The 26,067-nt window shown below is 39.5% G+C and carries 27 protein-coding genes and 1 tRNA gene; 12 read left to right on the forward strand and 16 right to left on the reverse strand.

What is annotated here, in order from left to right; translation table 11 throughout:
- The 7 genes from tadA to pyrF all read left to right on the forward strand — a co-directional run bounded on the left by tadA (position 1) and on the right by pyrF (position 5,218).
- Entirely contained in the window at positions 1–525 is a 525-nt protein-coding gene (gene tadA / locus AC1M9E_RS05790) for a tRNA adenosine(34) deaminase TadA (protein ID WP_035264563.1), read from the forward strand.
- Between the two features lie 76 nt (positions 526–601).
- The gene (locus AC1M9E_RS05795) at positions 602–1,033 is read left to right on the forward strand and encodes an SRPBCC family protein (RefSeq protein ID WP_481606968.1); all 432 of its coding nucleotides are present in this window, start codon (positions 602–604) and stop codon (positions 1,031–1,033) included.
- Positions 1,034–1,051: 18 nt separating this feature from the next.
- The gene (gene cmk, locus AC1M9E_RS05800) at positions 1,052–1,732 is read left to right on the forward strand and encodes a (d)CMP kinase (RefSeq protein WP_481606967.1); all 681 of its coding nucleotides are present in this window, start codon (positions 1,052–1,054) and stop codon (positions 1,730–1,732) included.
- 116 nt (positions 1,733–1,848) lie between these two features.
- Positions 1,849–3,525 carry a 30S ribosomal protein S1 gene (gene rpsA / locus AC1M9E_RS05805; RefSeq protein WP_035264556.1) on the forward strand — a complete coding sequence of 559 codons (1,677 nt, stop codon included), beginning with the start codon at positions 1,849–1,851 and terminating at the stop codon, positions 3,523–3,525.
- 162 nt (positions 3,526–3,687) lie between these two features.
- Positions 3,688–3,993 (forward strand): integration host factor subunit beta, encoded by a 306-nt coding sequence (locus AC1M9E_RS05810; RefSeq protein WP_035264555.1) that lies wholly within the window; start codon positions 3,688–3,690, stop codon positions 3,991–3,993.
- A gap of 20 nt (positions 3,994–4,013) precedes the next feature.
- Positions 4,014–4,379 (forward strand): lipopolysaccharide assembly protein LapA domain-containing protein, encoded by a 366-nt coding sequence (locus AC1M9E_RS05815; RefSeq protein ID WP_035264552.1) that lies wholly within the window; start codon positions 4,014–4,016, stop codon positions 4,377–4,379.
- 140 nt (positions 4,380–4,519) lie between these two features.
- On the forward strand, positions 4,520–5,218 hold the full coding sequence (gene pyrF / locus AC1M9E_RS05820) for an orotidine-5'-phosphate decarboxylase (RefSeq protein WP_179998209.1): 699 nt from the start codon (positions 4,520–4,522) through the stop codon (positions 5,216–5,218).
- Between the two features lie 207 nt (positions 5,219–5,425).
- Here pyrF and dapC read toward each other — a convergent pair whose 3' ends face one another.
- The 5 genes from dapC to AC1M9E_RS05845 all read right to left on the reverse strand — a co-directional run bounded on the left by dapC (position 5,426) and on the right by AC1M9E_RS05845 (position 11,786).
- On the reverse strand, positions 5,426–6,595 hold the full coding sequence (gene dapC, locus AC1M9E_RS05825; protein ID WP_481606966.1) for a succinyldiaminopimelate transaminase: 1,170 nt from the start codon (positions 6,593–6,595) through the stop codon (positions 5,426–5,428).
- Between the two features lie 31 nt (positions 6,596–6,626).
- The gene (glnD, locus tag AC1M9E_RS05830) at positions 6,627–9,293 is read right to left on the reverse strand and encodes a [protein-PII] uridylyltransferase (RefSeq protein WP_488225123.1); all 2,667 of its coding nucleotides are present in this window, start codon (positions 9,291–9,293) and stop codon (positions 6,627–6,629) included.
- 23 nt (positions 9,294–9,316) lie between these two features.
- Entirely contained in the window at positions 9,317–10,534 is a 1,218-nt protein-coding gene (purT, locus tag AC1M9E_RS05835; protein WP_481591144.1) for a formate-dependent phosphoribosylglycinamide formyltransferase, read from the reverse strand.
- A gap of 185 nt (positions 10,535–10,719) precedes the next feature.
- Entirely contained in the window at positions 10,720–11,061 is a 342-nt protein-coding gene (gene ygaH / locus AC1M9E_RS05840) for an L-valine transporter subunit YgaH (protein ID WP_488225124.1), read from the reverse strand.
- Positions 11,058–11,786 (reverse strand): AzlC family ABC transporter permease, encoded by a 729-nt coding sequence (locus AC1M9E_RS05845; protein ID WP_180027874.1) that lies wholly within the window; start codon positions 11,784–11,786, stop codon positions 11,058–11,060. Before AC1M9E_RS05845 ends, ygaH begins: the two co-directional genes overlap by 4 nt.
- A 125-nt stretch (positions 11,787–11,911) precedes the next feature.
- Between AC1M9E_RS05845 and AC1M9E_RS05850 the strand changes: the two genes are divergently transcribed.
- A complete protein-coding gene (locus tag AC1M9E_RS05850) occupies positions 11,912–12,394 on the forward strand; it encodes a hypothetical protein (protein WP_035264529.1) in 483 nt (160 codons plus the stop codon).
- A 66-nt stretch (positions 12,395–12,460) separates the two neighbouring features.
- Here AC1M9E_RS05850 and AC1M9E_RS05855 read toward each other — a convergent pair whose 3' ends face one another.
- Entirely contained in the window at positions 12,461–13,153 is a 693-nt protein-coding gene (locus tag AC1M9E_RS05855; protein WP_488225125.1) for a Crp/Fnr family transcriptional regulator, read from the reverse strand.
- Positions 13,154–13,252: 99 nt separating this feature from the next.
- Here AC1M9E_RS05855 and AC1M9E_RS05860 point away from each other — a divergent pair, with 99 nt between their 5' ends.
- Positions 13,253–13,807 carry an Mpo1 family 2-hydroxy fatty acid dioxygenase gene (locus tag AC1M9E_RS05860; RefSeq protein WP_481606963.1) on the forward strand — a complete coding sequence of 185 codons (555 nt, stop codon included), beginning with the start codon at positions 13,253–13,255 and terminating at the stop codon, positions 13,805–13,807.
- Positions 13,808–13,869: 62 nt separating this feature from the next.
- On the opposite strand, the gene ychF is transcribed toward AC1M9E_RS05860, so the two are convergent.
- From ychF to AC1M9E_RS05900, 8 genes are all read right to left on the reverse strand, one after another.
- Positions 13,870–14,961 carry a redox-regulated ATPase YchF gene (ychF, locus tag AC1M9E_RS05865; RefSeq protein WP_035264512.1) on the reverse strand — a complete coding sequence of 364 codons (1,092 nt, stop codon included), beginning with the start codon at positions 14,959–14,961 and terminating at the stop codon, positions 13,870–13,872.
- 123 nt (positions 14,962–15,084) lie between these two features.
- The gene (locus tag AC1M9E_RS05870; protein ID WP_481606962.1) at positions 15,085–15,744 is read right to left on the reverse strand and encodes a methionine ABC transporter permease; all 660 of its coding nucleotides are present in this window, start codon (positions 15,742–15,744) and stop codon (positions 15,085–15,087) included.
- Positions 15,725–16,795, reverse strand: a complete 1,071-nt coding sequence (locus AC1M9E_RS05875) for a methionine ABC transporter ATP-binding protein (protein WP_481595433.1) — start codon at positions 16,793–16,795, stop codon at positions 15,725–15,727. Before AC1M9E_RS05875 ends, AC1M9E_RS05870 begins: the two co-directional genes overlap by 20 nt.
- An 11-nt stretch (positions 16,796–16,806) precedes the next feature.
- The gene (locus AC1M9E_RS05880; RefSeq protein ID WP_481591139.1) at positions 16,807–17,640 is read right to left on the reverse strand and encodes a MetQ/NlpA family ABC transporter substrate-binding protein; all 834 of its coding nucleotides are present in this window, start codon (positions 17,638–17,640) and stop codon (positions 16,807–16,809) included.
- Between the two features lie 9 nt (positions 17,641–17,649).
- Positions 17,650–18,492, reverse strand: a complete 843-nt coding sequence (locus tag AC1M9E_RS05885) for a MetQ/NlpA family ABC transporter substrate-binding protein (RefSeq protein WP_481591138.1) — start codon at positions 18,490–18,492, stop codon at positions 17,650–17,652.
- Between the two features lie 25 nt (positions 18,493–18,517).
- Positions 18,518–19,948, reverse strand: a complete 1,431-nt coding sequence (locus AC1M9E_RS05890; protein WP_488225126.1) for an LLM class flavin-dependent oxidoreductase — start codon at positions 19,946–19,948, stop codon at positions 18,518–18,520.
- A complete protein-coding gene (locus AC1M9E_RS05895; RefSeq protein WP_488225127.1) occupies positions 19,948–21,171 on the reverse strand; it encodes an SfnB family sulfur acquisition oxidoreductase in 1,224 nt (407 codons plus the stop codon). Before AC1M9E_RS05895 ends, AC1M9E_RS05890 begins: the two co-directional genes overlap by 1 nt.
- Positions 21,172–21,180: 9 nt before the next feature.
- Complete coding sequence (locus tag AC1M9E_RS05900) at positions 21,181–22,383, reverse strand: SfnB family sulfur acquisition oxidoreductase (RefSeq protein ID WP_488225128.1); 1,203 nt, start codon at positions 22,381–22,383, stop codon at positions 21,181–21,183.
- Between the two features lie 373 nt (positions 22,384–22,756).
- Here AC1M9E_RS05900 and AC1M9E_RS05905 point away from each other — a divergent pair, with 373 nt between their 5' ends.
- On the forward strand, positions 22,757–23,521 hold the full coding sequence (locus tag AC1M9E_RS05905) for a glutathione S-transferase family protein (protein WP_180027696.1): 765 nt from the start codon (positions 22,757–22,759) through the stop codon (positions 23,519–23,521).
- Positions 23,522–23,634: 113 nt separating this feature from the next.
- Complete coding sequence (locus AC1M9E_RS05910; protein WP_035264497.1) at positions 23,635–24,105, forward strand: Lrp/AsnC family transcriptional regulator; 471 nt, start codon at positions 23,635–23,637, stop codon at positions 24,103–24,105.
- 82 nt (positions 24,106–24,187) lie between these two features.
- Here the strand turns inward: AC1M9E_RS05910 and AC1M9E_RS05915 are convergent, their stop codons facing one another.
- Together AC1M9E_RS05915 and AC1M9E_RS05920 are read right to left on the reverse strand one after the other, a co-directional pair.
- Positions 24,188–24,937, reverse strand: a complete 750-nt coding sequence (locus tag AC1M9E_RS05915) for a YebC/PmpR family DNA-binding transcriptional regulator (protein ID WP_035264495.1) — start codon at positions 24,935–24,937, stop codon at positions 24,188–24,190.
- 107 nt (positions 24,938–25,044) lie between these two features.
- Positions 25,045–25,611 (reverse strand): 1-acyl-sn-glycerol-3-phosphate acyltransferase, encoded by a 567-nt coding sequence (locus AC1M9E_RS05920; RefSeq protein ID WP_171076734.1) that lies wholly within the window; start codon positions 25,609–25,611, stop codon positions 25,045–25,047.
- Positions 25,612–25,939: 328 nt separating this feature from the next.
- Here AC1M9E_RS05920 and AC1M9E_RS05925 point away from each other — a divergent pair.
- A tRNA-Ile gene (locus tag AC1M9E_RS05925) sits at positions 25,940–26,016 on the forward strand.
- Positions 26,017–26,067 lie beyond the last annotated feature (51 nt).

A 26,067-nucleotide genomic window follows, 5' to 3' on the forward strand; every position in this document is an offset into this window, starting at 1 on the left:
TTGACTGAAATCCAATTTGATACTGAAGATCTAAAATGGATGCAGCGTGCCTATGAGCAGGCTGCATTCGCAGCTCAATTGGGAGAAATCCCTGTTGGAGCTGTCATTGTGAGTCAGGGAAAAGTGATTGGTGAAGGATATAATCAACCCATCCTGAGTCATGATCCAACTGCTCATGCAGAAGTGGTCGCACTTCGCCAAGCATGTAATCAAATTCAGAACTATCGTCTACCAGAAGATGCAACCCTTTATGTAACCCTTGAGCCATGCACGATGTGTGTGGGGGCTTTAATTCATGCTCGAGTTCACCGTGTTGTATTTGGTACTTTAGAGCCGAAAGCGGGTTCTCTGGTCAGTGCGCGACAGTTATTAAATAATCAAGGTTATTACAACCATATATTTGAATTTGAAGGGGGCTGCATGCAATCAGCGTGTGCTCATCAGCTTTCAGAATTTTTTAAATTCAGACGTGAACAAAAAAAACAACAGCGTGTACGACAAAAAATAGAAAATAATCAGGAATGATTGCTATTGTTGATTGTGGAAAAATTGACATAATGTATTGTCAGTATGAAGCGGAATCAATGAAAAGGAATAAAAAATGAATTCAATCCAAGTTAAACAAGAATTTAACCAGCCTATAGATCGTGTATTTGAAGTTTTGTCAAAACATGCGACTTATAATGATGTATTTGCACCGATTCAGGTTGTACGCATTAAAGATGCAGCTGATCCGAGTCGTCCTGATGGGATTGGATCAGTACGAAAAATGGGATTAGGCCCAATAAAGCCAATTCAAGAAGAAATTACTGTACTAGAGCCAAATAAGCGTATTGAATACAAACTTATCAAGAATCCATTAATCAAACATCATCTTGGAATTATTGAATTTAAAGAGCTTTCAACAGCTAAAACTTTAGTCACATACACGATCGAATTACAGGCAAGAGCACCATTTGTGAGCAAATTAATTCTTGCACAACTCAAACTTGCTATTACACTTGGTTTTAAGAAATTAGCAAAACGCCTTTAAGGCGAAGTTGGTAAAGTAATGACAATTCAAATTATCACGATCGATGGACCAAGCGGTTCAGGCAAAGGAACTTTGGCAGCAAAATTGGCACAGCATTACCAGTTTCATTTACTGGATTCTGGCGCCTTGTATCGTTTGTTGGGATTGTCATTACATCAGCTGAATTTAATTGATTCAATTCACAATCGAGATGTGTTGGTCAAATGCGTAGAAATAGCGACTCATCTCGATATTCAATTTGTTAGTGATCATTTAAAAACAAAAATTTTACTTAACGGGTATGATGTAACGGATGAAATTCGCACGGAAAAAGTTGGAGAGTTTGCATCCAAGGTTGCAGTTGTACCTGAATTAAGACAGGCATTATTCGAAAGACAACGTGCATTTGCACAAGCACCAGGTCTTGTTGCCGATGGCCGTGATATGGCGACTTCAATCTTTCCAGAAGCCCAAGCGAAAATATATTTGACGGCTTCTGCTGAGTCTCGTGCTGAGCGACGTGTAAAGCAGTTGCAGGCTATGGGGCAAAATGTTAAAATGAGCGACATTTTATCTAATATCCAAGCACGTGATAAGCGTGATATGGAAAGAACCGTTGCGCCGCTTAAGCCGGCTGAAGGTGCTTACATTATCGATAGTTCAGATCTGGACATTGACGCTGTATTTAACCTGATGACCGCATATATTGATGCGCAATAAGATAAATTAATGAATATTAGTGGAAGCATAGCTTGATCAGTTCTATATGGACTATGTCGATACTTAACTAAACCGGCCTTGTCTGATCCAAGACCGCTGACTTTTCTAGGTATATCATGACCGAATCTTTTGCAGCCCTCTTTGAAGCAAGCGAATTAAACCTCAACGTTGAAAAGGGTGCAGTCATCCAAGGTATCGTTGTTAGCATCGATTCTGACTGGGTAACTGTAGATACTGGCCTTAAATCTGAAGGCGTAGTAGCTCGCTCTGAATTCTTAAACGAACAACGTGAACTTGAAGTTAACGTTGGTGACACAGTTGACGTAGTTGTTGAAGCGCTTGACAACGGTATGGGTCAAACAGTTTTATCACGTGAAAAAGCTAAACGTGCTGAAACTTGGACTAAACTTGAAAAAATCTTTGAAGACGGCGAGATCGTTACTGGTGTTATCTCTGGTAAGGTTAAAGGCGGTTTCACTGTTGACATCGGTCCAGTACGTGCGTTCTTACCAGGTTCTTTGGTAGACACTCGTCCTATCCGTGACACGACTCACCTCGAAGGCAAAGAGTTAGAGTTCAAAGTTATCAAACTTGACGCTAAACGTAACAACGTTGTTGTATCACGTCGTGCTGTTATGGAAGCTGAATCTTCAGCTGACCGTGAAGCTCTTCTATCTCAACTTGAAGAAGGTCAAACAGTTACTGGTACAATCAAAAACCTTACTGACTACGGTGCTTTCGTTGACCTTGGCGGTATTGATGGTCTTCTTCACATCACTGACATGGCTTGGAAACGTATCAAGCATCCATCAGAAGTTGTTGAAGTTGGTCAAGAAGTTACTGTTAAAGTACTTAAATTTGACAAAGAGCGTAACCGTGTATCATTAGGTCTTAAACAACTTGGTGAAGATCCATGGTTAGCGATCATGAACCGTTACCCTAAAGGTTCTATCGTTAAAGCGCGTGTAACTAACTTAACTGATTACGGTTGCTTCGCTGAAATCGCTGAAGGCGTTGAAGGCTTAGTACACGTTTCAGAAATGGACCACACAAACAAAAACATCCACCCATCTAAAGTTGTTCAGATTGGTGATGAAGTTGATGTTATGGTTCTTGAGGTTGATGAAGAGCGTCGTCGTATTTCTCTTGGTATCAAACAAACTCGTGCTAACCCATGGGAAGAGTTTGCTAAGGCTCACGACAAAGGTGAAAAAGTTTCAGGTACAATCAAGTCTATCACTGACTTCGGTATCTTCATCGGTTTACCAGGCGGTATCGATGGTCTAGTTCACTTATCTGACATTTCTTGGAACGAACAAGGCGAAGAAGCGATTCGTCGTTACAAGAAAGGTGACACTGTTGAAGCGGTTATCCTTTCTGTAGACGCTGAAGGCAACCGTATCAGCCTTGGTATCAAGCAAATGAACAGCGATCCGTTCAACGATTTCTTAGCTGCTAACGAACGTGGTGCTCTTGTTAAAGGTACTGTAGTTGCAGTTGATGCTCGTGGCGCAACAATTAAGTTGGCTGACGAAGTTGAAGCTTCTCTTAAAGCTTCAGAAATCAACCGTGACCGCGTTGAAGATGCAACTAAATTCTTAGAAGTTGGTCAAGAAGTTGAAGCTAAGATCATCAATGTTGATCGCAAATCACGCGCAATCAACTTGTCTATCAAAGCGAAAGACGAAGCTGAAGAGAAAGAAGCTGTTGCTAACTTGAAAACTGCTTCTGCAGGTCAAGACAACGGTCCTAAGACAATTGGTGATTTGATCAAAGCTCAAATGAACCACTAAGTCTTTCGTGTTCAATGTATTGTTAATGTAATTTAACTAATACTTTTTACACAAATACTGTAAACGGTAGCGTAGTATTGACTTACTGCGCTACCGTTTTGTATTTAAACAGGTTATTATCTCGCTATGCACAGAGTAGCTTGATAATTAAAGAGGTCGCAGATGACTACTGAAGCACTTAATAAGTCTGACTTAATAGAACGTATTTCTATCAAAAATCCTCATTTGGCTGAGCCATTGGTCGAAGAAGCTGTTAAAATTATGATCGATCAAATGATTGAGTCATTATCAGCTGATAATCGTATTGAAATTCGTGGGTTTGGAAGTTTTGCTTTACATCATCGCGAACCGCGAGTTGGACGTAATCCTAAAACAGGTAAGTCAGTTGAAGTGGCTGCTAAAGCTGTACCTCATTTCAAACCAGGTAAAGCACTAAGAGATGCTGTAAATGAATCAGCAGGAAAATAATAAATTACTCAGGGGTGGTTATGCGTTACGTATTAGTTGCACTGTTAGTTGTAATCTTCGGATATGCATTGGCATTGGTTCTGCAAAATGGTACAGAACTGACTGTTGATCTTCTCTTCACTCAAGTACCGGCAATGAGATTAGGTTTATTGCTTTTGTTGACTTTGGCACTTGGGATCATCGTTGGATTATTACTCGGAGTTCAAGTTTTCCGTGTATTCCAAAATAGTTGGGAAATTAAGCGTCTTCGCAAAGATATTGAATATCTTCGTAAAGAACAAATCCAAAATGCTCAGTTAGCTGCTGCTGAAGCTGCTGCAAATGTACGTCATGAAAAGACAGTACTAGATGTGCATTCAGATCCGCGTAACTCAAATCCGCTGTAATTTATAAATATTTAAAAAACCTCTAAAATTTATTTTAGAGGTTTTTTTTTATTGAAAATAAACTGTTGAATTTTAAGCTGAGTTTTTTAAAGTTAATTTTGCAGCTTAAGTTGAACATCTTTATAATGACGCAACTTTAGATGGACGGAAGAACAACCTTGAGTATCATTGTTGCTTTAGATGCAAAAAGCCAATACGACGCATTGAAAATGGCTGAAAATTTGGATCCTAAACTTTGTCGTGTAAAAGTGGGTAAAGAACTTTTTACACATGAAGGTCCGACTGTTGTAAAAGCATTGCATGATCAGGGTTTTGAAGTATTTTTAGATTTAAAATTTCATGATATTCCAAATACTACAGCACAAGCCGTTTGCGCTGCTGCAGATCAAGGGGTATGGATGGTTAATGTTCACGCATCTGGTGGACGAAAAATGATGGAAACTTGTGTAGAAAGATTAAAATCAGGTAACTATCAAACACAGTTGATTGCAGTCACCGTATTAACTTCAATGGGGCGAGAAGATCTACGTGATCTTGGTTTGGATATTGAGCCTTTTGAACATGTAAAACGTCTAGCGACCTTGACTCAAGAAAGTGGCTTGGATGGTGTTGTATGTTCTGCGCAAGAAGCAAAAATGTTACGCGAAACTTTAGGTCAGAACTTTGCTCTCGTCACTCCGGGAATTCGTCCGGAAGGTTCAGCAGCTGATGATCAAAAACGTATTGTTACACCTAAGCAAGCAATGTTAGATGGTTCTACACACTTGGTGATTGGTCGTCCGATTACTAAATCAGAAAATCCAAATCAGACTTTAAGAGACATTTTAGCGACTTTGTAATTTTCCAATTACAGTCATTAAATATTTTAAAACGCCATGAATGTTCATGGCGTTTTTTGACTAGTTTTTAAAATGAATGATGTTTTCAAAGTTAACCTTACATTTTCTTTAGGGGAGCTATAGTCCAATATTTGGACTAGCATTTACTCATCAATAAAATAAATAAGCCCTCTAAAAAGAGGGCTTAAAGTTAAAGATTATGCACGATTAGAGAATTGCTTTTAAGCGTTTAACAACTTCTTTACATTGGTCTAAATCTGCGACCAGTGCCAAACGAACATGGCTTTCACCTGGGTTTCCTTGTTCAGTATCACGAGATAAATAACGACCCGGTAAGACTTTGATATGTGCTTTTTCCATCAGCATTTTGGCAAAAGTTTCATCATTATCGACCTTTAACCAATAATAGAAACCCGCATCAGGCTTTTTCAGTGGTAGCAAATGACCTAATTCTTGTTGGAATAAATCAAATTTAGCACGGTATTGTTTACGGTTTTCTTCAACATGTGCCTCATCATTCCATGCAGCAATCGATGCCAATTGATGTTGTACTGGCATTGCAGCACCGTGGTAAGTGCGGAATTTTAAATAAAGTTTTAATAGACTAGCATCACCTGCAACGAAGCCAGATCGCATACCTGGTAAATTAGAACGTTTAGACAGAGAGTGGAATACGATACAGTTTTTATAGTCATCACGACCTAGTTCAGCACAAACTTCGAGTAATCCTACAGGGGCTTCATGAAACCATAGTTCTGAATAGCATTCATCAGATGCGATGACAAAATTGTATTGATCAGAGAGCGCAATTAATTTTTTGAACTGTTCTTTTGAAAGAACAGCACCTGTTGGATTTCCGGGTGTGCAGACAAAAAGTAAAGCTGTCTTCTCCCATACTTCTGCAGGGACAGTATCGAAGTCACCAAGGTAACCATTTTCTTCAGTACAGTTGATGAAATAAGGTTGAGCGCCAGCGAGTAAAGCTGCACCTTCGTAAATTTGATAAAAGGGATTCGGCATAACTACATAAGGCGCTTCATCACGATTAATCAGCGCTTGTACGAATGAGAAAATTCCTTCACGTGTGCCAGTCACAGGTAAAATATGATCTTCTGCGCTAATAGCATTTAATTTGAAACGGCGTGTGAGCCATTGCGCAATACTTTCACGTAATTCTGGTAAGCCTTTACTGTTTGGGTATGTCGAAAGATGATTGAAGTTATCGACAATAGCTTGTTTTACGAATTCAGGTGCAGGATGTTTTGGCTCACCAATTGACAATGGAATTAACGGAAGATTTGCAGGTTTTACATCCTGAAAAAGTTTATTCAACTTTTCAAATGGATAAGGATGTAATAGGTTTAAACTAGAGTTCATGAAACAGTTACCGTCGGGTTAAATCTAAATTTTAATGATGATTACAGACCTGATTTGAAGCCTCATCTAATGCTGCTTTTAATTGTTCAGCAAAAGCCTGAGCTTCAGTTAAATTCATAGGTTCGCCATTCTTTTTGGTTACAAAGAAAATATCTTCTGCGCGCTCACCCAAGGTGGCGATTTTCGCGGAATGGATATCGAGACCTTGCATCATAAATAAGCCACCGATACGGGCAAGTAATCCAGGCTGATCAAGGGTAGAGATCTCGACCATATTTTGCTGTAGCGCCTCGTTCAACGTAATATCAATTGTGTTTTCGATATCAAAATGACGAAGTTGGCGAGGTATACGGCGTTGCATTAAACCTGGATAATTTTGTGAATCTGTTAATGCGTGCACCAATGATTCTTTTACCGTATTTTCACGTTCTGGATCTGTTACTAATGTGCCAAAACGATCAAGCACCACGTAGGTGTCTAAGCTAAAGGATTTAGTTGCTGTAATAATGCGTGCATCTTGTACATCTAGATTCATACGATCTAGAACTGCAACAGTGGTGGCAAAAAGATTAGGTTGATCTTGAGTGTAAATAAAAATCTGCACAGCATCTTGCGCTGATTTACGGTGCGCGCGCATCATCACCAATGGTGCTGAATTATCACCATGATCTAGGATTGCACGTGTATGCCATGCGACTTCATCTGCAGTTTCTTTGAGGAAGTATTCGTCACCAAGTTCTTGCCAAACTTTTTCAACAGCTTCTAAAGCATAATCATTGACAAGTAATTCACTTGCTGCAAATTTGGTATCTTCGATCAGCATTTGGTAATCGACAGGACGTCCCAAACCACTACGAATTACATCACGAGCATTGGTATATAACTGACGCATGAGCGATGCTCGCCATGTGTTCCAAAGCTTAGGATTGGTTGCGTTAATGTCAGCCACTGTAAGCGTATACAGATAGTCTAAGTGTTCCATATCACCGAGCTTCTCGGCAAAATCTTTTACAACATCTGGATCAGAAATATCTTTTTTCTGCGCAGTCATCGACATCAATAGATGATTTTGGATCAACCACGCAACAAGATTACACTCACGCTCAGTAAAACCGTGCTTGCTACAGAACTCAATGGCATCAACCGCGCCCAATTCACTATGGTCTCCACCACGGCCTTTGGCGATATCATGGAACAAAGCAGCGAGGAATACGATGTCTCGGCGCACCAGACGCTGGAATACCGAACTTACGACAGGAAAATCTTTAGCAAATTCTGGCGCTTTAAAACGATTTAAATTACGTAAGAGTAGGAGTGTATGTGCATCTACAGTATAGATATGGAATAAATCGTATTGCATAAGGCCCATGATTTGCCCAAATGCAGGAATATAGTTGCCGAGTACACCATAACGTTTCATCGCAAGCAATGTTTCATATAAGTTATTCGGTGATCGGATGATCGCCATAAACAAGGCTTGATTAACTGGATTGTCTCGATACGCTTGATCAATGCGTTTTGCAGCTAAAGTAAGCAATCGAAGTGTACGAGCTCGAATGCCATCAATATCAGGGCGATTTGCTAGGATATAGAAAATCTCAAGGATGGCTGTAGGCTTCTCTGCAAAAATTTTATGGTGTTGAACTGCGAGTTTACCATCCACCAATTTGAAGTTTTCATTCACTTCCTCAATTTTACGCTCATAGTTGGGTAAACGAGGCGTGATGACAGACTCATTAAAATAGGCGAGTAGCATTTCATTCAGGGTTGAAACCTGCTGAGCTGCTCGATAGTAGCGTTTCATGAACTGTTCAATTGGATAATTGATATGTTCACCTTCGACTTTGTGGTAACCAAATTTTGCTGCGATATCGCGTTGGTAATCAAACAATAGTCGGTTTTCATCACGCTTAGTTAAGCGGTGTAAATGATGACGAATTTCCCAGAGAAAATTCTCAGCATCTTCGAGCACCCCAAGTTCAAACTCAGAAATGAAACCTAAATGTACAAGATCGTATATACGATTTACTCGGAAATGCCGTTTTGCAATCCAACCAATTTGGTTAATGTCTCGAATGCCGCCCGGTGCATTTTTGATATCAGGTTCTAAATTACTTTCAGTGTTGTTGTGCTGAGCGTAGCGTTTGGCTTGTTCTTCCATCTTGGCATCAAAGAAGGTTTTATCCGTCCAAGTTTGTGAAACAACACGACGAGGCCATTTCGCTAGGTGTTCATTGCCAATAATTAAACGAGACTCAATGAGAGATGTTGCTACCGTTAAGTCATTCATGGCCTGTTCAAAGCACTGTTGAATGGCTCTTACACTTACGCCAGGTTTAAAATTTCCAACATCCCATAGAGAGGAAATAAAAATGGTAATGGCATTTTCTTGTTCTTGTGTAAGATCATCTTCTGAAAGGATCAGAATGTCGACATCAGAGTAGGGCATCATTTCACGACGACCATAACCTCCTACAGCGAACAAGCCCAGATCGGTTTGATCTAACTCAGCATGTTGCCAAAGGAATTTAAGTGCCTCATCAATCAGGTTAGATCGAGTGAGGATGATCTCACGTATCGCCTTACCATTTTCAAACTCATGTTGTAATTGATTTTCAACATCTGAGCGCCATTGATTAATTGCCTTGATGTCGTGATTACTCGAAACATAGTTTGCTAATGGAGACGTATTGATCATGAAATGATGGCCTACCTAATGAATTATTTGTTTTGATTTACAATTACTTTTGAAGCTGCTTCAGTCGCTAATTCGCGTGCAATGTCAGTTGTTTCAGCACGTGCAGTTGCGACCCCCATACGGCGACGTTTAAAACCTTCAGGTTTACCAAAAAGACGTAAATCGACATTAGGGTTTTGCATAGCAAGATTTACGCCAGAAAATGACAAATTCGTATCATCAACACCTGCATAAATCACAGCGCTTGCAGCAACACTGTGACGTTGCGTGTTCACTGGAAGACCTAAAATCGCACGGGCATGAAGTTCAAATTCACTTTGATATTGAGATGCAAGTGTGACTAATCCAGTGTCATGTGGACGAGGAGAAACTTCACTGAACCAAACTTGATCACCTTTAACGAATAATTCCACACCAAAAATACCGCAACCGCCGAGCGCTACTGTGACTTTATTGGCAATACGTTTTGCTTCATCAAGGGCAGCTGTGCTCATAGGTTGAGGTTGCCAGCTTTCTACATAGTCACCTGCATCTTGACGGTGTCCAATAGGATCGCAGAAGTGCGTTTCGATTTCTCCTGTTTCAGGATTTTTTGCCCGTACTGTGAGTAATGTAATTTCGAAATCAAAATCAATTTGCGATTCTACGATGACAGTACCTTGATTGACACGACCACCTGTTTGAGCATATTCCCAAGCAGCGTCGACTTCATCAAAAGATTTTACACGTGATTGTCCTTTACCTGATGATGACATCACAGGTTTTACAAAATTTGGATAGCCAATATCATCACATGCTGCACGGAATGATTCCAAACTATTGGCAAAACGATAAGCCGAGGTTGGTAGCCCTAGTTCCTCAGCTGCGAGGCGACGAATTCCTTCACGATTCATGGTGAGATTCACGGCTTTCGCAGAGGGAATAACTACGGCAGTTTTAGCATCTTCGATTTCCACTAAGACTTCAGTGGCAATGGCTTCAATCTCAGGAACAATTAAATGAGGTTGAACTTGTTCAATCAGTTTTTTTAATTCTTTTGGGTCCGCCATATTCAAAGTGTAGGAATGATGAGCAACTTGCATGGCAGGTGCATTGTCATAGCGATCTGCTGCATGTACTTCTACACCTAATCGTTGTAATGATATTACCACCTCTTTACCCAACTCACCTGAACCCAATAATAGAACTTTAAACGCCGAAGATTGAAGTGGAGTACCGAGTGTAATAAGCATTTGATTCATCCGTGCTTGATATTATGGACTTTTAGCATATCAGAACTAAAACCTCTTGAGCGCGATGAATACAAGAAAAAGCAAGAAATTATTTTGATATCGTTTAATTTTTTTATTGATAAAAATGCATAAGCCTTATCCAAGGATCAGGCTTATACATTTAGAATTTGAATGAACAATACGGGAGAAATGCTTTAAAGTGGGAAATAGGTATACACCAAACCATATGTGAGTGCCGCTGTGAGTGTTGCAGGTACAATCTGTTTAAATTTGAAATACAAACCCGAGAGCACAATAAAACCAATTAACATGGCAACGCTCTTATTGGGTGTTTCTAAGAGCGGCGGTAAAGTCGCGACCACGAGCATTGAACTGATTGCTGTAATACCGATAGATCCAAGGGCGATTTTAAGCCAAAGAGCACCGCGTTTCTGGCGACCTTGTTGTAGTTTCTGAATCACAAAAAAAGGACCAAAGCGTGAGGCGAAATTCGCGATGCCGACCAGAATACCGACACAAATAATTTCTAGATTCATGATTGTTCACCTGTGTGCAAAGGATCATGTTGCTTCAGTACATAATGTTTAAACAAACCAGCCAAAATACCAGAGCTTATGCCAATGAATATCGCTGCAGATAAATCGATAAAGTAACACGAAATAGCAGAAACAATAATGGTAATGGTCACGACAAAGGTATGTTTTTTCTCAAATGCAGCTAGTAAGAAGCTCAAGAAAAGTGCAGGTAATAGAAAGTCGAGCGCTGCTTGCAAAAATTGGGGGAGATGACTGACTTGATCTGCAAATAAGCCCCCGAGAAAAGATCCAAGTGCCCAAGACAACCAGCTAAACAGACTGAGACCTAACATCCAAGATTCAGACCATTCTTGACGGCGTTGCGACAGTTTAATCATGCCTGATGCAAAAACTTCGTCGGTCAAGCCCCATGACCAAATTGCAGTTTTTTTCAGATTGAGTTTATCTTGAATTAAGTTTTGTAAAGCAGGACCATATAACAAATGTCGAATATCAAGCGCTATTACAGTTAAGGCTGTCATCCAGATGGAAGTGCCACTGCCGAGTAAGGCAACCACCAAAAATTGACTGGCACCTGCATACATCGAACAGGATAAAAATAATGCTTCCCACGCCGTAAATCCAAATTGAGTTGCAGATACACCAAACGCGAATGAAACAGGCAAATAGGTGAAAATGATGGCTTGACTGTCTTTGGCACCTTGCCAAAAACCTGCCGGTGTCATGTGTGGGGAGCTTGATTGGGTCACGATAAACCTAATTGGAGATTGGAACAAAAGGTATAAAACGAGATTGAGTATTCTACCCGAATTTACTAGCATAGTGCCGAATAGTTTATTAGAGCGATGTCATGTTTGCGATTCAATCTCCCTTTAAATTAGCTGCATTGACTACATTCCTCATCTTCACTTTATCCGGTTGTGGTGGTCAGGCAGAAACTGCCGATGAAAAGGTTGAAATTAAAGAAGCACCGAAGCTGACTAATGACGCAACTGAATATGCAAATCATGCTTGGCAATTGATTAATCAGGTTGATCCTATTCTGTATCAAGCCAATAAAGCGCTTATACCATCACAAGTACGCGAGCCTGTGCGTCAATTGGTATTAGATTGGCGTATTAATGTCAAAATGACCGACTCAGTGACTGAAGGGAAATATGCGCTTTGTCGTAAAGCGCTAACAACCATAGATGCTTGGGCACGTGCAATCGTGGAAAATGAGGGCCAGCTCGCACAGCGTCAAGCCAATTATGAACGCGATAAAGCGCAGTGCAAAACTGCAATTGAGCAACCAGAATTAGGAAACACTAAGGCGTATACAAAATTATTTTAAGTGACCCTAGCGACCCCAATACAATGATTAATCCAGATTTTACTGAAGCACATCATCTTTAATCGATTAAGTTTGATCGGCTAAAGCTTTAAGTTGATTAAGATTAATCACCTCAATTTTTTTAAATGCAATTTTAATTGCGCCAATTTTTTCTAAATGTTGTAGTTCTTGATTAATGGTCTGTCTTGAGCAGACCAACATTTGTGCCAATTGTTCTTGAGATAGGTTGATGGTGTTTTTTTCAATCTCTTTGAGATTACCGTATCCATTTAAGATAAAGATTAATCTTTGAGCTAAACGTTGAATAAGGGGTTGTGTTTGAATAGACACCAACTCCATGAAAGCATAACGGAGTTTATGACTGACCAATTGGGCCAGATAAAACCAAAATTTTGGATATTGTTCTAAAATCAGATCAAGTCCTACACGACTTATTTTGAGGATTTTGGATTTTTTACTGGTAATCGCATGATGAGAGCGGGGTTGTTGATCAATCAACGAAATTTCACCAAACCACATAATGGGATCTGCGATAACTGTCACCGTCTCACGACCTTCTACGTCAATATGTGCTAAACGAACAGCACCATCAATCACGGCATAAATGCCATCAAATTGATCAGCTTTAGAAAATATCAGTTGCTCTTTGCCATATTCAATGAGCTGTGCATGTTCGAGCATCAGCTGTTGTAGTTCATGATCAAACTGGCTAAACCACCAAGTATTTTTTAAAAGATAAACGTATTGATTTAAAAGCAAAATTATCCCTTTTATACTGTTTATTTGTCGTCTAGTCGACAACTTATTGGTTTACATTTATATATATTGAAGGAAATAGTCAGAAAAAGGAATGATAACATGACTCGTTTAGAGAGCTTGCTTGGACAATATGCAGCTTATCACCTAGATCGTAAAAACGTATTTTCGCATTTTATTGGAATTCCCTTGATTGTATTTTCGATCTTGTGTTTTGCAGCCAAAGCGCAATTTACGGTTGCTGGATATTCCATTGATTTTGCAATGTTATTGATCGTCGCATCAGTGATTTATTACTTGAGTTTGGATCTCATTTTTGGTGTGGTAATGGCAGTGCTATTTGCTTTAATTTATCAGCCAGCCACACAAGTAGCAGCTTTAGCGACATCCTCTTGGTTATTGGTAAGTGCTGGATTTTTTATTGTGGGATGGATTATTCAATTTATTGGTCACTATTATGAAAAGAAAAAACCAGCTTTTGTGGATGATCTTGTAGGTCTCGCGATAGGCCCTTTATTTGTCGTAGCAGAATTTATCTTTCTCATTGGTTTACGTAAAAAACTGGAGGAGAAAGTATTGGTTCGAGCTAAACAATTGCGCTATGACATGGACCATAAACACGTAAATCACTCGAGTACTTCAACTCAAAATCCATGATCTCAATCTTTTAATTAATCTTTGCAAAAAAAAAACAGCCTTTCGGCTGTTTTTTTAATGACTTAAACGTTGAAACGGAAATGTAAAACATCACCATCTTGAACGACATAAGTTTTACCTTCAAGACGCCATTTTCCAGCTTCTTTAGCGCCAGCTTCGCCGTTGTATTGAACAAAATCGTCATAGGCAATGCATTCTGCACGAATAAAGCCTTTCTCAAAATCAGTGTGAATCACACCAGCAGCTTGAGGAGCGGTCGCACCGATTTTTACAGTCCAAGCACGAACTTCTTGAACACCTGCAGTGAAATAAGTTTGTAGGCCAAGTAAGCCATAACCTGCACGAATAACCACGTTAAGACCTGGTTCTTCCATGCCCATCGCTTCTAAGAATTCAGCACGCTCATCATCTTCAAGCAAAGAAATTTCAGCTTCGATTTGGTTGCAAAGTGGGACAACAATGGCATTTTCTTCTGCCGCTAATTTTTTAACAGCATCAAGGTGTGGATTGTTTTCAAAACCGTCTTCAGCAACGTTTGCAATATACATTGTTGGTTTAAGGGTTAATAAACCAAAGCCACGAACTAATTTGCGCTCGTCGTCATCAAGATCAGCTGCGCGAGCAGGGCGACCTTCATCAAGTAATGGCTGAATTTTTTCTAGTACAGCTTTTGTTGCAACTGCTTCTTTATCACCACCTTTCGCAGACTTTGCTAAACGTGTAACCGCTTTTGATACTGTTTCTAAATCTGCTAAAGCAAGCTCAGTGTTAATAGTTGCAATGTCATCAAGTGGGTCAATTTTGCCGTTCACGTGAATAACATTTTCGTCTTCAAAACAACGTACTACGTGTGCAATTGCATCAGTTTCACGAATGTTGGCTAAGAATTGGTTCCCTAAACCTTCACCTTTAGAAGCACCAGCAACTAAACCTGCGATGTCTACAAATTCCATTGTGGTTGGAATAACACGTTGAGGTTTAACAATAGCAGTTAATTTATCTAAACGTGGATCTGGAACAGGAACGATGCCAGTGTTTGGTTCAATGGTACAGAATGGGAAGTTTTCTGCAGCAATAGCAGCTTTCGTCAATGCATTGAAAAGTGTAGATTTACCAACGTTCGGCAAGCCGACAATACCGCAATTAAAACCCATGAAAAGACTCACACAGTGTTATTTAAAAATTGTCGGTGATTTTACATCAAAGCCATGACAAAGTCAGGTCATGGCTTTGATGTTTCTCGAAAAGACAGATGAGACTCAATTGAATAGTGTGAATTAGATTTTACGTTTGTCCAAACTATGTGCCAATTGATCACCCAAAGCTTGAATCAGCATGACCAATACGACTAATACAATGATCACCGCCAACATAATTTGCATATCGAAGCGTTGGTAGCCATATCGATAGGCGATGTCACCTAAACCACCCGCACCAATAGCACCCGCAATCGCAGAGGAATTGATCATGGTTACAAGCGTGACAGTAAAACCTGCAACAATACCAGGCAGTGCTTCTGGTAAAAGTACATGCCAAATAATTTGTTTGCGATTACAGCCCATGGCTTGTGCAGCTTCTATGAGTCCATGATCAACTTCTCGTAGACTGACTTCCGCAATACGTGCGAAAAAAGGTGTAGCCGCAATAGTTAAAGGTACAACCGCAGCCCATACCCCATAACTGGTCCCCACAATCAGTCGAGTGAAGGGAATGAGCGCCACCATCAAAATTAGGAAGGGAATAGAGCGCGTAATATTCACCACCCAACCCAAGGTATGATTAATTTTTTTTGACGGATAAATCCCATTTTCTGAGGTATTGACGAGGATTACAGCCATAGGCAATCCAATGAGAAGCGCTAAAAATGCAGAAATACCGACCATTAACAAAGTATCAATGGTACCCATAATTAAAAGATCAATGAGCTGGTTGTGCATAGCCAAGCACCTCGATTTGTGATGTTTTATGGTGGAATTGCTGATGGAGCGTATGTACATCAACATCTAATTGAGGAATACCTACGATAAGTGAGCCAACCAGATGATGTTGAATAGTGTCTACATGGCTTTGATATAAATGCACAGGCAGTGTAATTTTAGAAAGTACATCATTTAAGTTGGGAGGATTTTTCAAATCAGTTGCATAGCTGATTTTCAAAATGGTATGCGTTAAATGTGTAGCTCGCTCTTGATGTAACTGGAATGGCAAATCAAGCTGTTCCAAATTGAGGAGTTCTTGCGTGATTTTCTGCTGGGGACGAGAGAAGACTGACCAAACTTGCCCTGATTCAACGATTTCACCTTGATCAATAACCACCACTTGATCGCAAATTTCACGAATTACCTGCATTTCATGTGTAATGAGAACGATGGTGAGTCCTAATTTTTGATTAATTTCCTTCAGTAAAGATAGAACAACAGATGTGCTTTCTGGATCAAGTGCCGATGTTGCTTCATCGCACAATAGTATTTCAGGTTTACTGACCAATGCGCGGGCAATCCCAACTCGTTGTTTTTGCCCACCCGATAATTGTGATGGATAGTGATGATGCTTTTCAGCCAGACCGACTAGATTTAAAACCTCATCCACACGAGTTTGAATCTCAGCAGCAGGCACTTTTGCGATTTTCAATGGAAGCGCGACATTTTCCCAAACTGTTTTGGCAGATAGTAAATTAAAATGTTGAAAAATCATGCCAATACGCTGGCGTAGGGCGATTAATTCATTGTGATTAAGCTGCCCTAGATCATGTTGATGTATATGAATACTACCATCAGAAATTGTTTCTAACCCATTTAAGGTGCGAATCAATGAAGATTTGCCCGCACCACTTTTGCCGATAATGCCGAAAATTTTTCCTTCGGGAATATCCAAATTAATATTTTTGAGTGCGTGAACTTGTTTTCCTTGTACATCGTAATACTTATTTAAATGACGAATTGTAATATGGGGTACTGCAAATTCAATGTGTGAACCAAAACTCACCATGATCATTCTCCTTATTTCCAGCCTTCAAACCACAAACCTTGTCCAAAGTCTTTGTCTAGAATCTGACGGACTTTTGCAGAGTTTTGGAAGGTTTCAACCACAGTTTTTAATTTGTCATCCTGATCTTGATAATCTCGACGCGTTACAAACAAAATCGCAAATTTTTTATTAATCGGATCTAATAACAGTGCAGACGTAGGATCAGCAACTTTTGCCATTTTCAAATAATGAGGAAAACCCATAATTAAGTCAGCTTCATTGTAAGCATGCGCGGTTTGCGGGCCTTCAACTTCAATAATCTTGAGTTTTTTAGGATTACTGATAATGTCTCGGGTGCTGGTGAGCTCATTATTAATATCTTTGACTTGAATTAAGCCTGCACGAGCCAGCAAATTTAAACCACGTGCCATGTTAACTGGATCATTCGGTACGACTACTTTCGCTTGATCAGGTATTTCCTGTAGGGATTGATATTTTTTTGAATAAAGTCCGACATGACTGCCTGAACCTTTCGCAAAAGGCACAAGGTCATAGCCTGTTTCACGCACTGCATTCGCTAGAAAAACACTTTGTTGAAAGAAATTAGCGTCAATATCACCATTTTGCACAGCAACATTGGGTGCTTGCCAGTCTGAAAACTCAATCAACTCCAGATGGATTCCTTGTGCTTTTACATCCTCAGCGACACTTTGCAGTAATTCAGCATAGGGTGGGCTAATGCCGATTTTAATCACTTTATCATTTGAGTTTTGACTGATATAACGATATCCCACTAAGGCCGCCAGTACTGCGACGATGATGACTGCAATTTTGATGAATTTAGATGATTGAGTTGAAGTAGACATGAACACTCCTTATTTCCAGCCTTTGAACCATAGTTTTTCACCAATATCCTCATTCAATGCTTGTTTAACTTTGTCTGAGCTTTGATAAATTTGGATAAATTTTTTCAGTTGAGCTGCTTTTTCAGGCTGAGTTTGTTCAAAGTCATCGCGAACAACAAATAAGATGGCATAAAGCGTGTTGTTAATTTCATCCAAAATTAAGGCATCATTTGGATCAATTGTTTGCGCTAAGCGTAGGTACATTGGATAGCTAAATACGAGGTCTGCATCATCTACGGCACGCGCAGTTTGCGGGCCTTCGACTTCAATAAAGTTCAATTTTTTTGGATTGGATTTAATATCTTTTAAGTTGGATAAGTGGTTGTTGGAATCCTTAAGTTGTATTAATCCAGCGTGTTGTAAGAGGAGTAGGGCGCGACCCTGATTCACAGGATCATTTGGCAGTACAACTCGAGCGCCATTTTCAACTTCACTAATCGCTTTATATTTTTTTGAATATAAACCGACATGTGTTCCTGAGCCGATGCCCAAGGGTTTGAGCTTAAAGTTGGTTTCTTTTAACGCATTATTCAAGAAAGGTTGATGCTGAAAATAATTTGCATCAATATCCCCATGATTTAGGGTGATGTTGGGTGTATTCCAATCTGAAAATTCTACCAAACGTACATGAATGCCTTGGGCCTTTGCTTCTTCAATTGCGGCTTGAAGTGGTTTTGCAAATGGTGGGCTAATGCCAATCACAATTTCTTGTTGATCATTTTTTTTCAAAAAGGACCATGCAAACGCTGCAATCACAATAATGGCGATTGCAACGCCGATCCATTTAAGTCGAGAAGACTGAGCTTGTGCCATAGAAAGACCCCTAAATATTAAAAACTTAAGCTGAATGTTGGTGTATAGGATTTAAATTTGATTGTTGTATATCTTGTGTTGAGCTTGGACATCGGAAATGATGTGCAGGATGTGAAAGTGGTAAATGATCTCCCGCATTGAATAGCTTGTGCCTTAAGCTACCCTCAGCATAGGCGGTCTTATAGCGACCACGTTGTTGGAGTTCAGCAATGACATAACGAATAAAATCTTGATGTGACTCTGGAGCGACTGTACGGGCAAGGTTAAAACCATCTAATCCAGAAATATCAATGAATTCGATTAGCTGTTGAGCAACTGTTGCTCCACTGCCAACAAATAAGGGATAACGTCCACCGAGTACATGCTGAGCTTTTAAATCTGCCAAAGTGACTTTGTTTTCCTTAAAGCGTTCATTTACAGAAACGATGCTGTTGGTTTTTTTATATGGAATAGCATCCTCATCTTTTAGATGACCTAAGTCTGTTCCGATTGAGCTTGAAAAATGCGCAATCCCTGCTTCAGGACTTGCATATTGAATATAGTCCTGCAGTTTTTCTTGCGCTTGTTGATCTGTTTCAGCAGTAACGACAGTGATACCCGCAAATAATTTAATTGCTGTACCATCACGACCGTGTGAATGGGCTAATTGGCGAATCTTTTGTGTTTGCGACGCAATTTTTTCAGCAGTATCTCCACCAATAAACATGGCTTCTGCATGCCGAGTGGCAAACTGTAGTCCTTTAGGTGATGCTCCTGCTTGATATAGCACAGGTGTACGTTGCACTGAAGGCGAGACTTGGAAGACGCCGTGACTGTTATAGAACTGTCCTTGATGGTGGATCGTATGTACTTTGGTCGGATCGGTAAAAATGCGATTGAGCTTATCTTGGATGACAGCATCATTTTCCCAAGAGCCTTCCCAAAATTTGTAGCAGAGTTCTAAAAATTCTTCAGCTTGTTCATAACGTAAATCATGATCTTTCAGTCCTTGCTGACCGACCAATCGCGCTGCGCTATCCAAATAGCCAGTGACGATATTCCATCCCAAACGTCCTTGGGTCAGATGATCCAGACTCGCGAAGCGACGAGCAAATTGATAAGGAGATTCATAACTTAAGTTCACTGTAATACCGAAACCCAAATGCTGTGTGACGGCTGCCATTGCAGACACCAGCGTGCTTGGATCATGGCTCGGCAGTTGAATCGATTCTTTCAAGGTTAGATCAATGCCATTTTGATAGACATCGTAAACGCCAGTAATATCGGCAATGAATAATCCATCGAAAAGACCTTTCTCTAAAGTTTGAGCGAGTTCTGTCCAATAACTTAATTCATTAAATCTGTTTGATTGATCACGTGGATGTGTCCAAAGTCCATGATTGATATGACCCACACAATTCATATCAAATGCATTGAACAGGATCTGTTTTTGAGGATTCGATTGAATTTTTGTCATTACAGCGTACCTCGTCTTGGAGGGAATACGCCGTTTAAAACATAATTGGCTATGAAGAAATATTTCCAACGCGCTGGATCATGCAAGGTATGAACACGTGCGTTTCTCCAGTATCGGTCAAGATTATCTTGTCGTTGACTTCCACGACTACCAGCCAGTTCAATTAGTTTTGACGAGACTTTTAGTGCAGTTTCGGTACTGTGTGCACGTGCTTTAGCCACTTGAATAGAAGCATGTGCAACTGAATGTTCTGAAGGGGCGATTTTGGCGTCTTGAACCGCTTGCGCTGCTTGTTTAAGTAGTAACTCAGTGGCCTTGACGTCTGTTGCAATTCGACCAATTTCGTACAGTGTCAAAGGGTCTTGAGTGGCATGTTCAACTTTTGCATCTATCCAAGGGCGTGCTTGACGAACGCGTATTAATGTTTCTTCAAAAGCAGCTCGAGCAATGCCTGTTTCAATTGAGGCATGAATAATTTGTGCAAATGGACCTGAAATTGTGACAGTTGAATAAGCCAAATCAAAAGGGACTACATCCTCAGGGTCAATCTGTACATTTTCAAATTTAACCGTCCCACTGCCTGTGGTTCGTTGTCCAAATCCACTCCAATCATCTATTAGGCTTAAGCCCTTGCTATGACGTGGAACAAAGACCAGAAACTGGCGCTCTTGTTCATCACTAGCAAGAGTTGGAATACTGTGAGCGAATAGACTGCCAGTGCAATAAAATTTTTCACCATTGAGGACATATCCATTTTCAACTTGTCTTAAAGAGGTATAGCGTTGTGCTGCATTCTTAGTTTTAAACTCAGCCAAGGCATTTCCAAAGCGAGCACCTTGTAAAACTTCAGTAAATAAACGTCTTTTTTGAGCATCAGACCCAGTATTTCTCAAAATTTCAAGTGCATAGAAATGATTTTGTGGAATTTGTCCGATAGAGCCATCTACACCACTCATTAATGCGATGATTTTTGTCAGTGTATGAATAGAAACATCGGCACCGCCATATTGTTGAGGTACTGTAATGGCCCATAAGCCAGATTGACTGTACGCTTCGATTTCTTCATGAGGAAGTTCACGATTTAAATCTCGTTCAGATGCACGGTACTTAAACTTTTCTGCAAGTTCGTGTGTGACTTTTAATGCTTCTTCATCAGAGCGAATAATATGCGCTGGTCTATAGCTGCCTGATTCTTGGATCTCTAAAGCTTGTAAAGATGACATGATGACTCCTTAAATCCAGGCATGACGTGCAGGAAAAGTATGGTTTAAGTAATACGAACCCAGCGCGTGAAGTTTCCAGCGAATAGGATCATGAAGGGTATGTACACGTGCATTTCGCCAGTGTTGATCAAAATTATGAACATTGAGGCTGGCGCGACTTCCTCCGAGCTCAATCAACTTTTCTGAGATATGCAGTGCAGCATCATTGGCATAGACTTTAGCTTCAGCAACTTTGATCGAAGCTTCAGCAATCTGTTCATCGGAGATTTGTTCAACTACACTGAGTGAATCTAAATAATCAGCTGCTTCATCAAGCAAAAGAATGGCGGCATCTAACAAAACATTAGCTTTGCCAGCTTCTTGCAAGGTGAAATGCTCATCACTGGCACGTTCAACTTGTGCATCCACAATTGGGCGTGCTTTACGGATCGCAAACAACATGTCCTCAAACGCTGCTTCAGCAATACCAACATCGATAGCCACTTGCATCAGCTGTGAAAACGCGCCTCTAAAATTAGGGACGTCCAATAATTTTCTTTCATCAAAAATCAGTAATGGATCAACTTCAACATGGTCTAAAATCACTGTGCCACTTGAAGTGGTACGTTGACCAAATCCATCCCAGTCATTGATGACTTCGATACCAGTGGATTCACGGTTCACTAAAATTAAAACCACGTGACCTTCAGGGTGTATGGCTTTGATGGCTAACCAATGTGCAAATGAACTGCCTGTAGAATAGAATTTTTTTCCTGAAACTCGATATTTCCCATCCTCCAAAACAAGGTGTGTGTCTAAAGTCTTGGTATCTTTGGTATGTCGTTCTGGCCCCCCATTGGCAAGACGCTTACCTTTTAAAATTTCGTTGAAAATAAATTGCTTTTGTTCATCGCTTCCCATGATGTTGATCATATTGAGCAATGCAATTTGATTTTGTGGAATTTGCCCTAAACTTGAGTCCGCTTTATTTAGAATACGAAATACTTGGGCAAGGGTACGATGAGATACTTCAGCACCGCCATATACGTGGGGGATGCGTAAGCCTCCTAAACCTTTTTGGCTGAATAATTCAATTTCTGCAAATGGTAAAGCTCGTTGTTGGTCACGCTGATTGCGACCTTCGAGCGCATAATCAGCAACATGATAGGCTGCATGAATGGCATCTTGATCATTTTCAATAACATGAACATTTTCAGTAATTAAACGAGACATAGATCAATTCCTCTTTGAGGAGATATACGCTACGCCCATAGAATATTTTTTTTAAATGCTGGTTTTCGTTGAACTATTCAAAAAAAATGCTTAAGACAAATATAGATATCGATTGAAAAATATTAGAAAACTTAAAATTTTGATTAATAATGAATTTTAATAAATTTCAGTGCTCTAAACACGTTGAATTCATTTAGACTTTGCAATAAAAAAGATAAAGATTTGCTAAACATTTATAATTTAACGGATTCATATTTCCAAAAATAACAATTTAAGTTGCAATTGATGCATTATCACATTGTGTTTTGGCATAGGGTTGCATAAAGTAAGCAAAACAATAAATCCTATGATTGATCAAGACTTCGGAGATTTTATGCGCATCCTTTACCAGTTTCCTTTATCTCACTTTTGTGAAAAAGCTCGCTGGTTACTTGATCATAAGGAATTGGATTATGTTGCTCAAAATATGATTCCGGGCGTACATCGTGCATTCGCAAAATTAAAAACAGGTCAAAACTCTCTGCCGATATTACGTGATAAAGAAAAGTGGATTGCAGATTCAACCCAAATTGCCCTGTATTTGGATGATGTTTATCCAGAGCATTCATTGCTCAGATCAGATTTAAAGTTAAGAAAAAAAGCACTTGAAATTAATGACCTGAGTAATCAATTGGGTGTATCAGTGAGGCGGTGGGGGCTTGCTCAAGCTTTATCTGAAAGCGATGAGCCGCTAGAAATCATGATTGGTGAAAAAGGATATCTGAGAAAATTTCAAAAGATCAGTAAGCCACTTATTAAAACTTTAGTTTCAACTAGCTACCAACTTGATGATGAACAAGTTGCGCTTGCTAAAGAAAATATGCATGAAATTATTTTGCAGTTAAACGACCAATTGATTCAGAATCAAGCTCGATATTTGGTAGGAGATCGTTTAGGTTTGGCAGATATCGCTGTTTGTTCAATGCTTGCTCCACTACTCGAGATTTCTGGTACACCATGGGAAAGAGAATATCATCAGCCAGTTTCATCTGAATTTGAGGACTATCAAAATCAATTGCTTGATTTGCCGATAGGGCAATATGTCAAACGTATTTATGCCAACGAACGAAATGCGCGGGTAGATTGGCGCGGGATATAACAGAGCATATTTTCTGTTATGTTGTCTGATTGGTTAATTTATTTTCATTTTAATCGATATTTTTGAAAAAATAACGCATAATCATTTTGTGCCATGAAAATATTGAGAAGAAGATGGAATTAGATCGATACGATAAACAAATTTTAGAAATCCTTACGCATGAAGATTTGAATCTGAACGAGCTTTCGGAGCGTATTAACCTGTCTGTAAGTTCAGTGCACCGTCGTATTAAACACCTCATTGAAACCAATATCATGACAAATTTAAAGCGTGATATTAATTATCAAAAATTGGGGTTTAATTTACATGTGTTGTTACAAGTATCATTGAGTAAGCATGACTCAGATACTTTTGCAAAATTTTTAGATGAACTTAAAAGTATTCCTGAAGTGATCAATGCTTTTTTAGTCACAGGGCAATCTGCTGATTTTATTATAGAAGTTGTTGCTCGTGATATGGAAAATTATAGCCAGATTTTGTTACAGCGCATTGGTAAAATTGATCATGTTGTGGCATTGCATTCAAGCTTTGTCATTAAAGAATATGATGTATTTAACTGTCATGGTTTATTGAGTAAAGCATAATTCAAGCAATTACAAAATAAAGACGACCATCAGTTATAAAAAAACGCACCTGAAGGTGCGTTTTTCTAATTCTGAATATAGATTAAGCATCCAATTGTGCTAAAACTTCTTCAGAGAATTCAACGTTGGTATATACGTTTTGAACATCATCTAAATCTTCAAGCATATCAATCATTTTCATGATTTTTTTCGCTTGATCGATATCTGTGATTTCTGCTTTAGTTGAAGGGTTCATCACCACTTCTGCATTGTCAGATTTTAAACCTGCAGCCGCTAAAGCATCTTGCACTGTACCAAAAGACTCTGGTGTAGTGATCACAAGAATTTCATCTTCTGTCACTTCAATGTCTTCTGCACCAGCTTCCAACGCAACGTCCATAATTTGGTCTTCTAAAGAAACATCTTCAAAAGTAATTTCGCCACGTTTTGTGAAAAGGAAAGCAACTGAGCCGTTAGTACCTAAGTTACCATCTGTTTTAGAGAAGCAGTGACGAACATCTGGTACGGTACGGTTTAAGTTATCAGTCATTGTCTCAACAATAACAGCTACACCACCAACACCATAACCTTCGTATGTGACTTCCTTTAAATCATCATTGTCTTCACCACCAGCACCACGCTGAATGGCACGGTTGATGACATCACGAGTCATGTTAACGGACAATGCTTTTTCAACAACTGCACGAAGACGTGGGTTGCTTGCTGCATCTGGACCACCGAGTTTTGCAGCTGTAACAATTTCACGAATATATTTTGTGAAAACTTTACCACGACTAGCATCTTGTTTAGCTTTACGATGCTTAATATTGGCCCACTTGGAATGACCCGCCATGCGAAATATGCTCCTTGTAGATTGGCCTTATGCCTAATCAAATCTGCGAAATTCTACCATAAGGGCTTTTTTTTAATAAAGACCCTTATTTTAGCAATTGATCAAGATCAGGCTTTATTCTTCGGTTCAGGAATAATAATGTCTAAACCTGTATGTTCCTTATAAAGTTCCTGAATCAATTTCAAATCATGATCCAACTCTGATGGCATGATTTTGCCAAAAATTCCGCCTTGTTTGGTTTTTTGGTTCACAAACAAGAAAACGATAGGGACGTTTGCCGCTTTTGCGATATGCCAAAAACCAGTGCGGATCGGTTTACGTTGTTCACCATTTTTCGCACGAGTCGCTTCAGGAGCAATCACGAGATTAAATTTGTCATTAGAGTTGAAGAGTTCAACCATTTGCGCCACGATATCTTTATTTGAGTGACGGTCAACTGGAATACCGCCAACCCCTTCTAGAATTGGCTTAAAAGGTCCTTTGAATAGTTCTTTTTTAATTAGTGTGTGAATCGGGATATCATGGATTTGGAACAGTGCGATTGAGAGTACAGCATCCATCATCGTGGTATGTTCAAAACCGATAATGACTTGTTTATCACCAAGAACATTCGGTTCAACATGATATTTGACACCAGCAAGTTTAAATGCCATTTCGGCAATGTGTTTTTTCATGATTCACAGAGATATTTGAATTTTATATGGCAGAGTTTCTTACTTCATTTTAAAAAATTCAATCCCTTTAGTAATAAATTATAGAAAAATTGACTACTAAATTTAGATTTTATCTGCAAACTTTACATCCTCGACGCTTACCGAAAATTCATAATTTTTCACATATTTGTGACTGAAATTCTATAGGTGATCAAGATCGTACGTGATTTGCAAACTATGATGAATAAATTTTGGTCAAGCTGAAGATAAAAAAATGAAAAACCTTGTTTTTGAATTTGATATTGGCTAGTATTCTGATTCGAAAATACTTGAGAAATCAGTATTTATAGGGCCTATAGCTCAGTTGGTTAGAGCAGCGGACTCATAATCCGTTGGTCGACAGTTCAAGTCTGTCTGGGCCCACCAAATTTTATAATCATATGCATTCATATGAAATCCAAACCCTTAATTCTAAAA

This window comes from Acinetobacter sp. 24-47-47 (assembly GCF_057737035.1).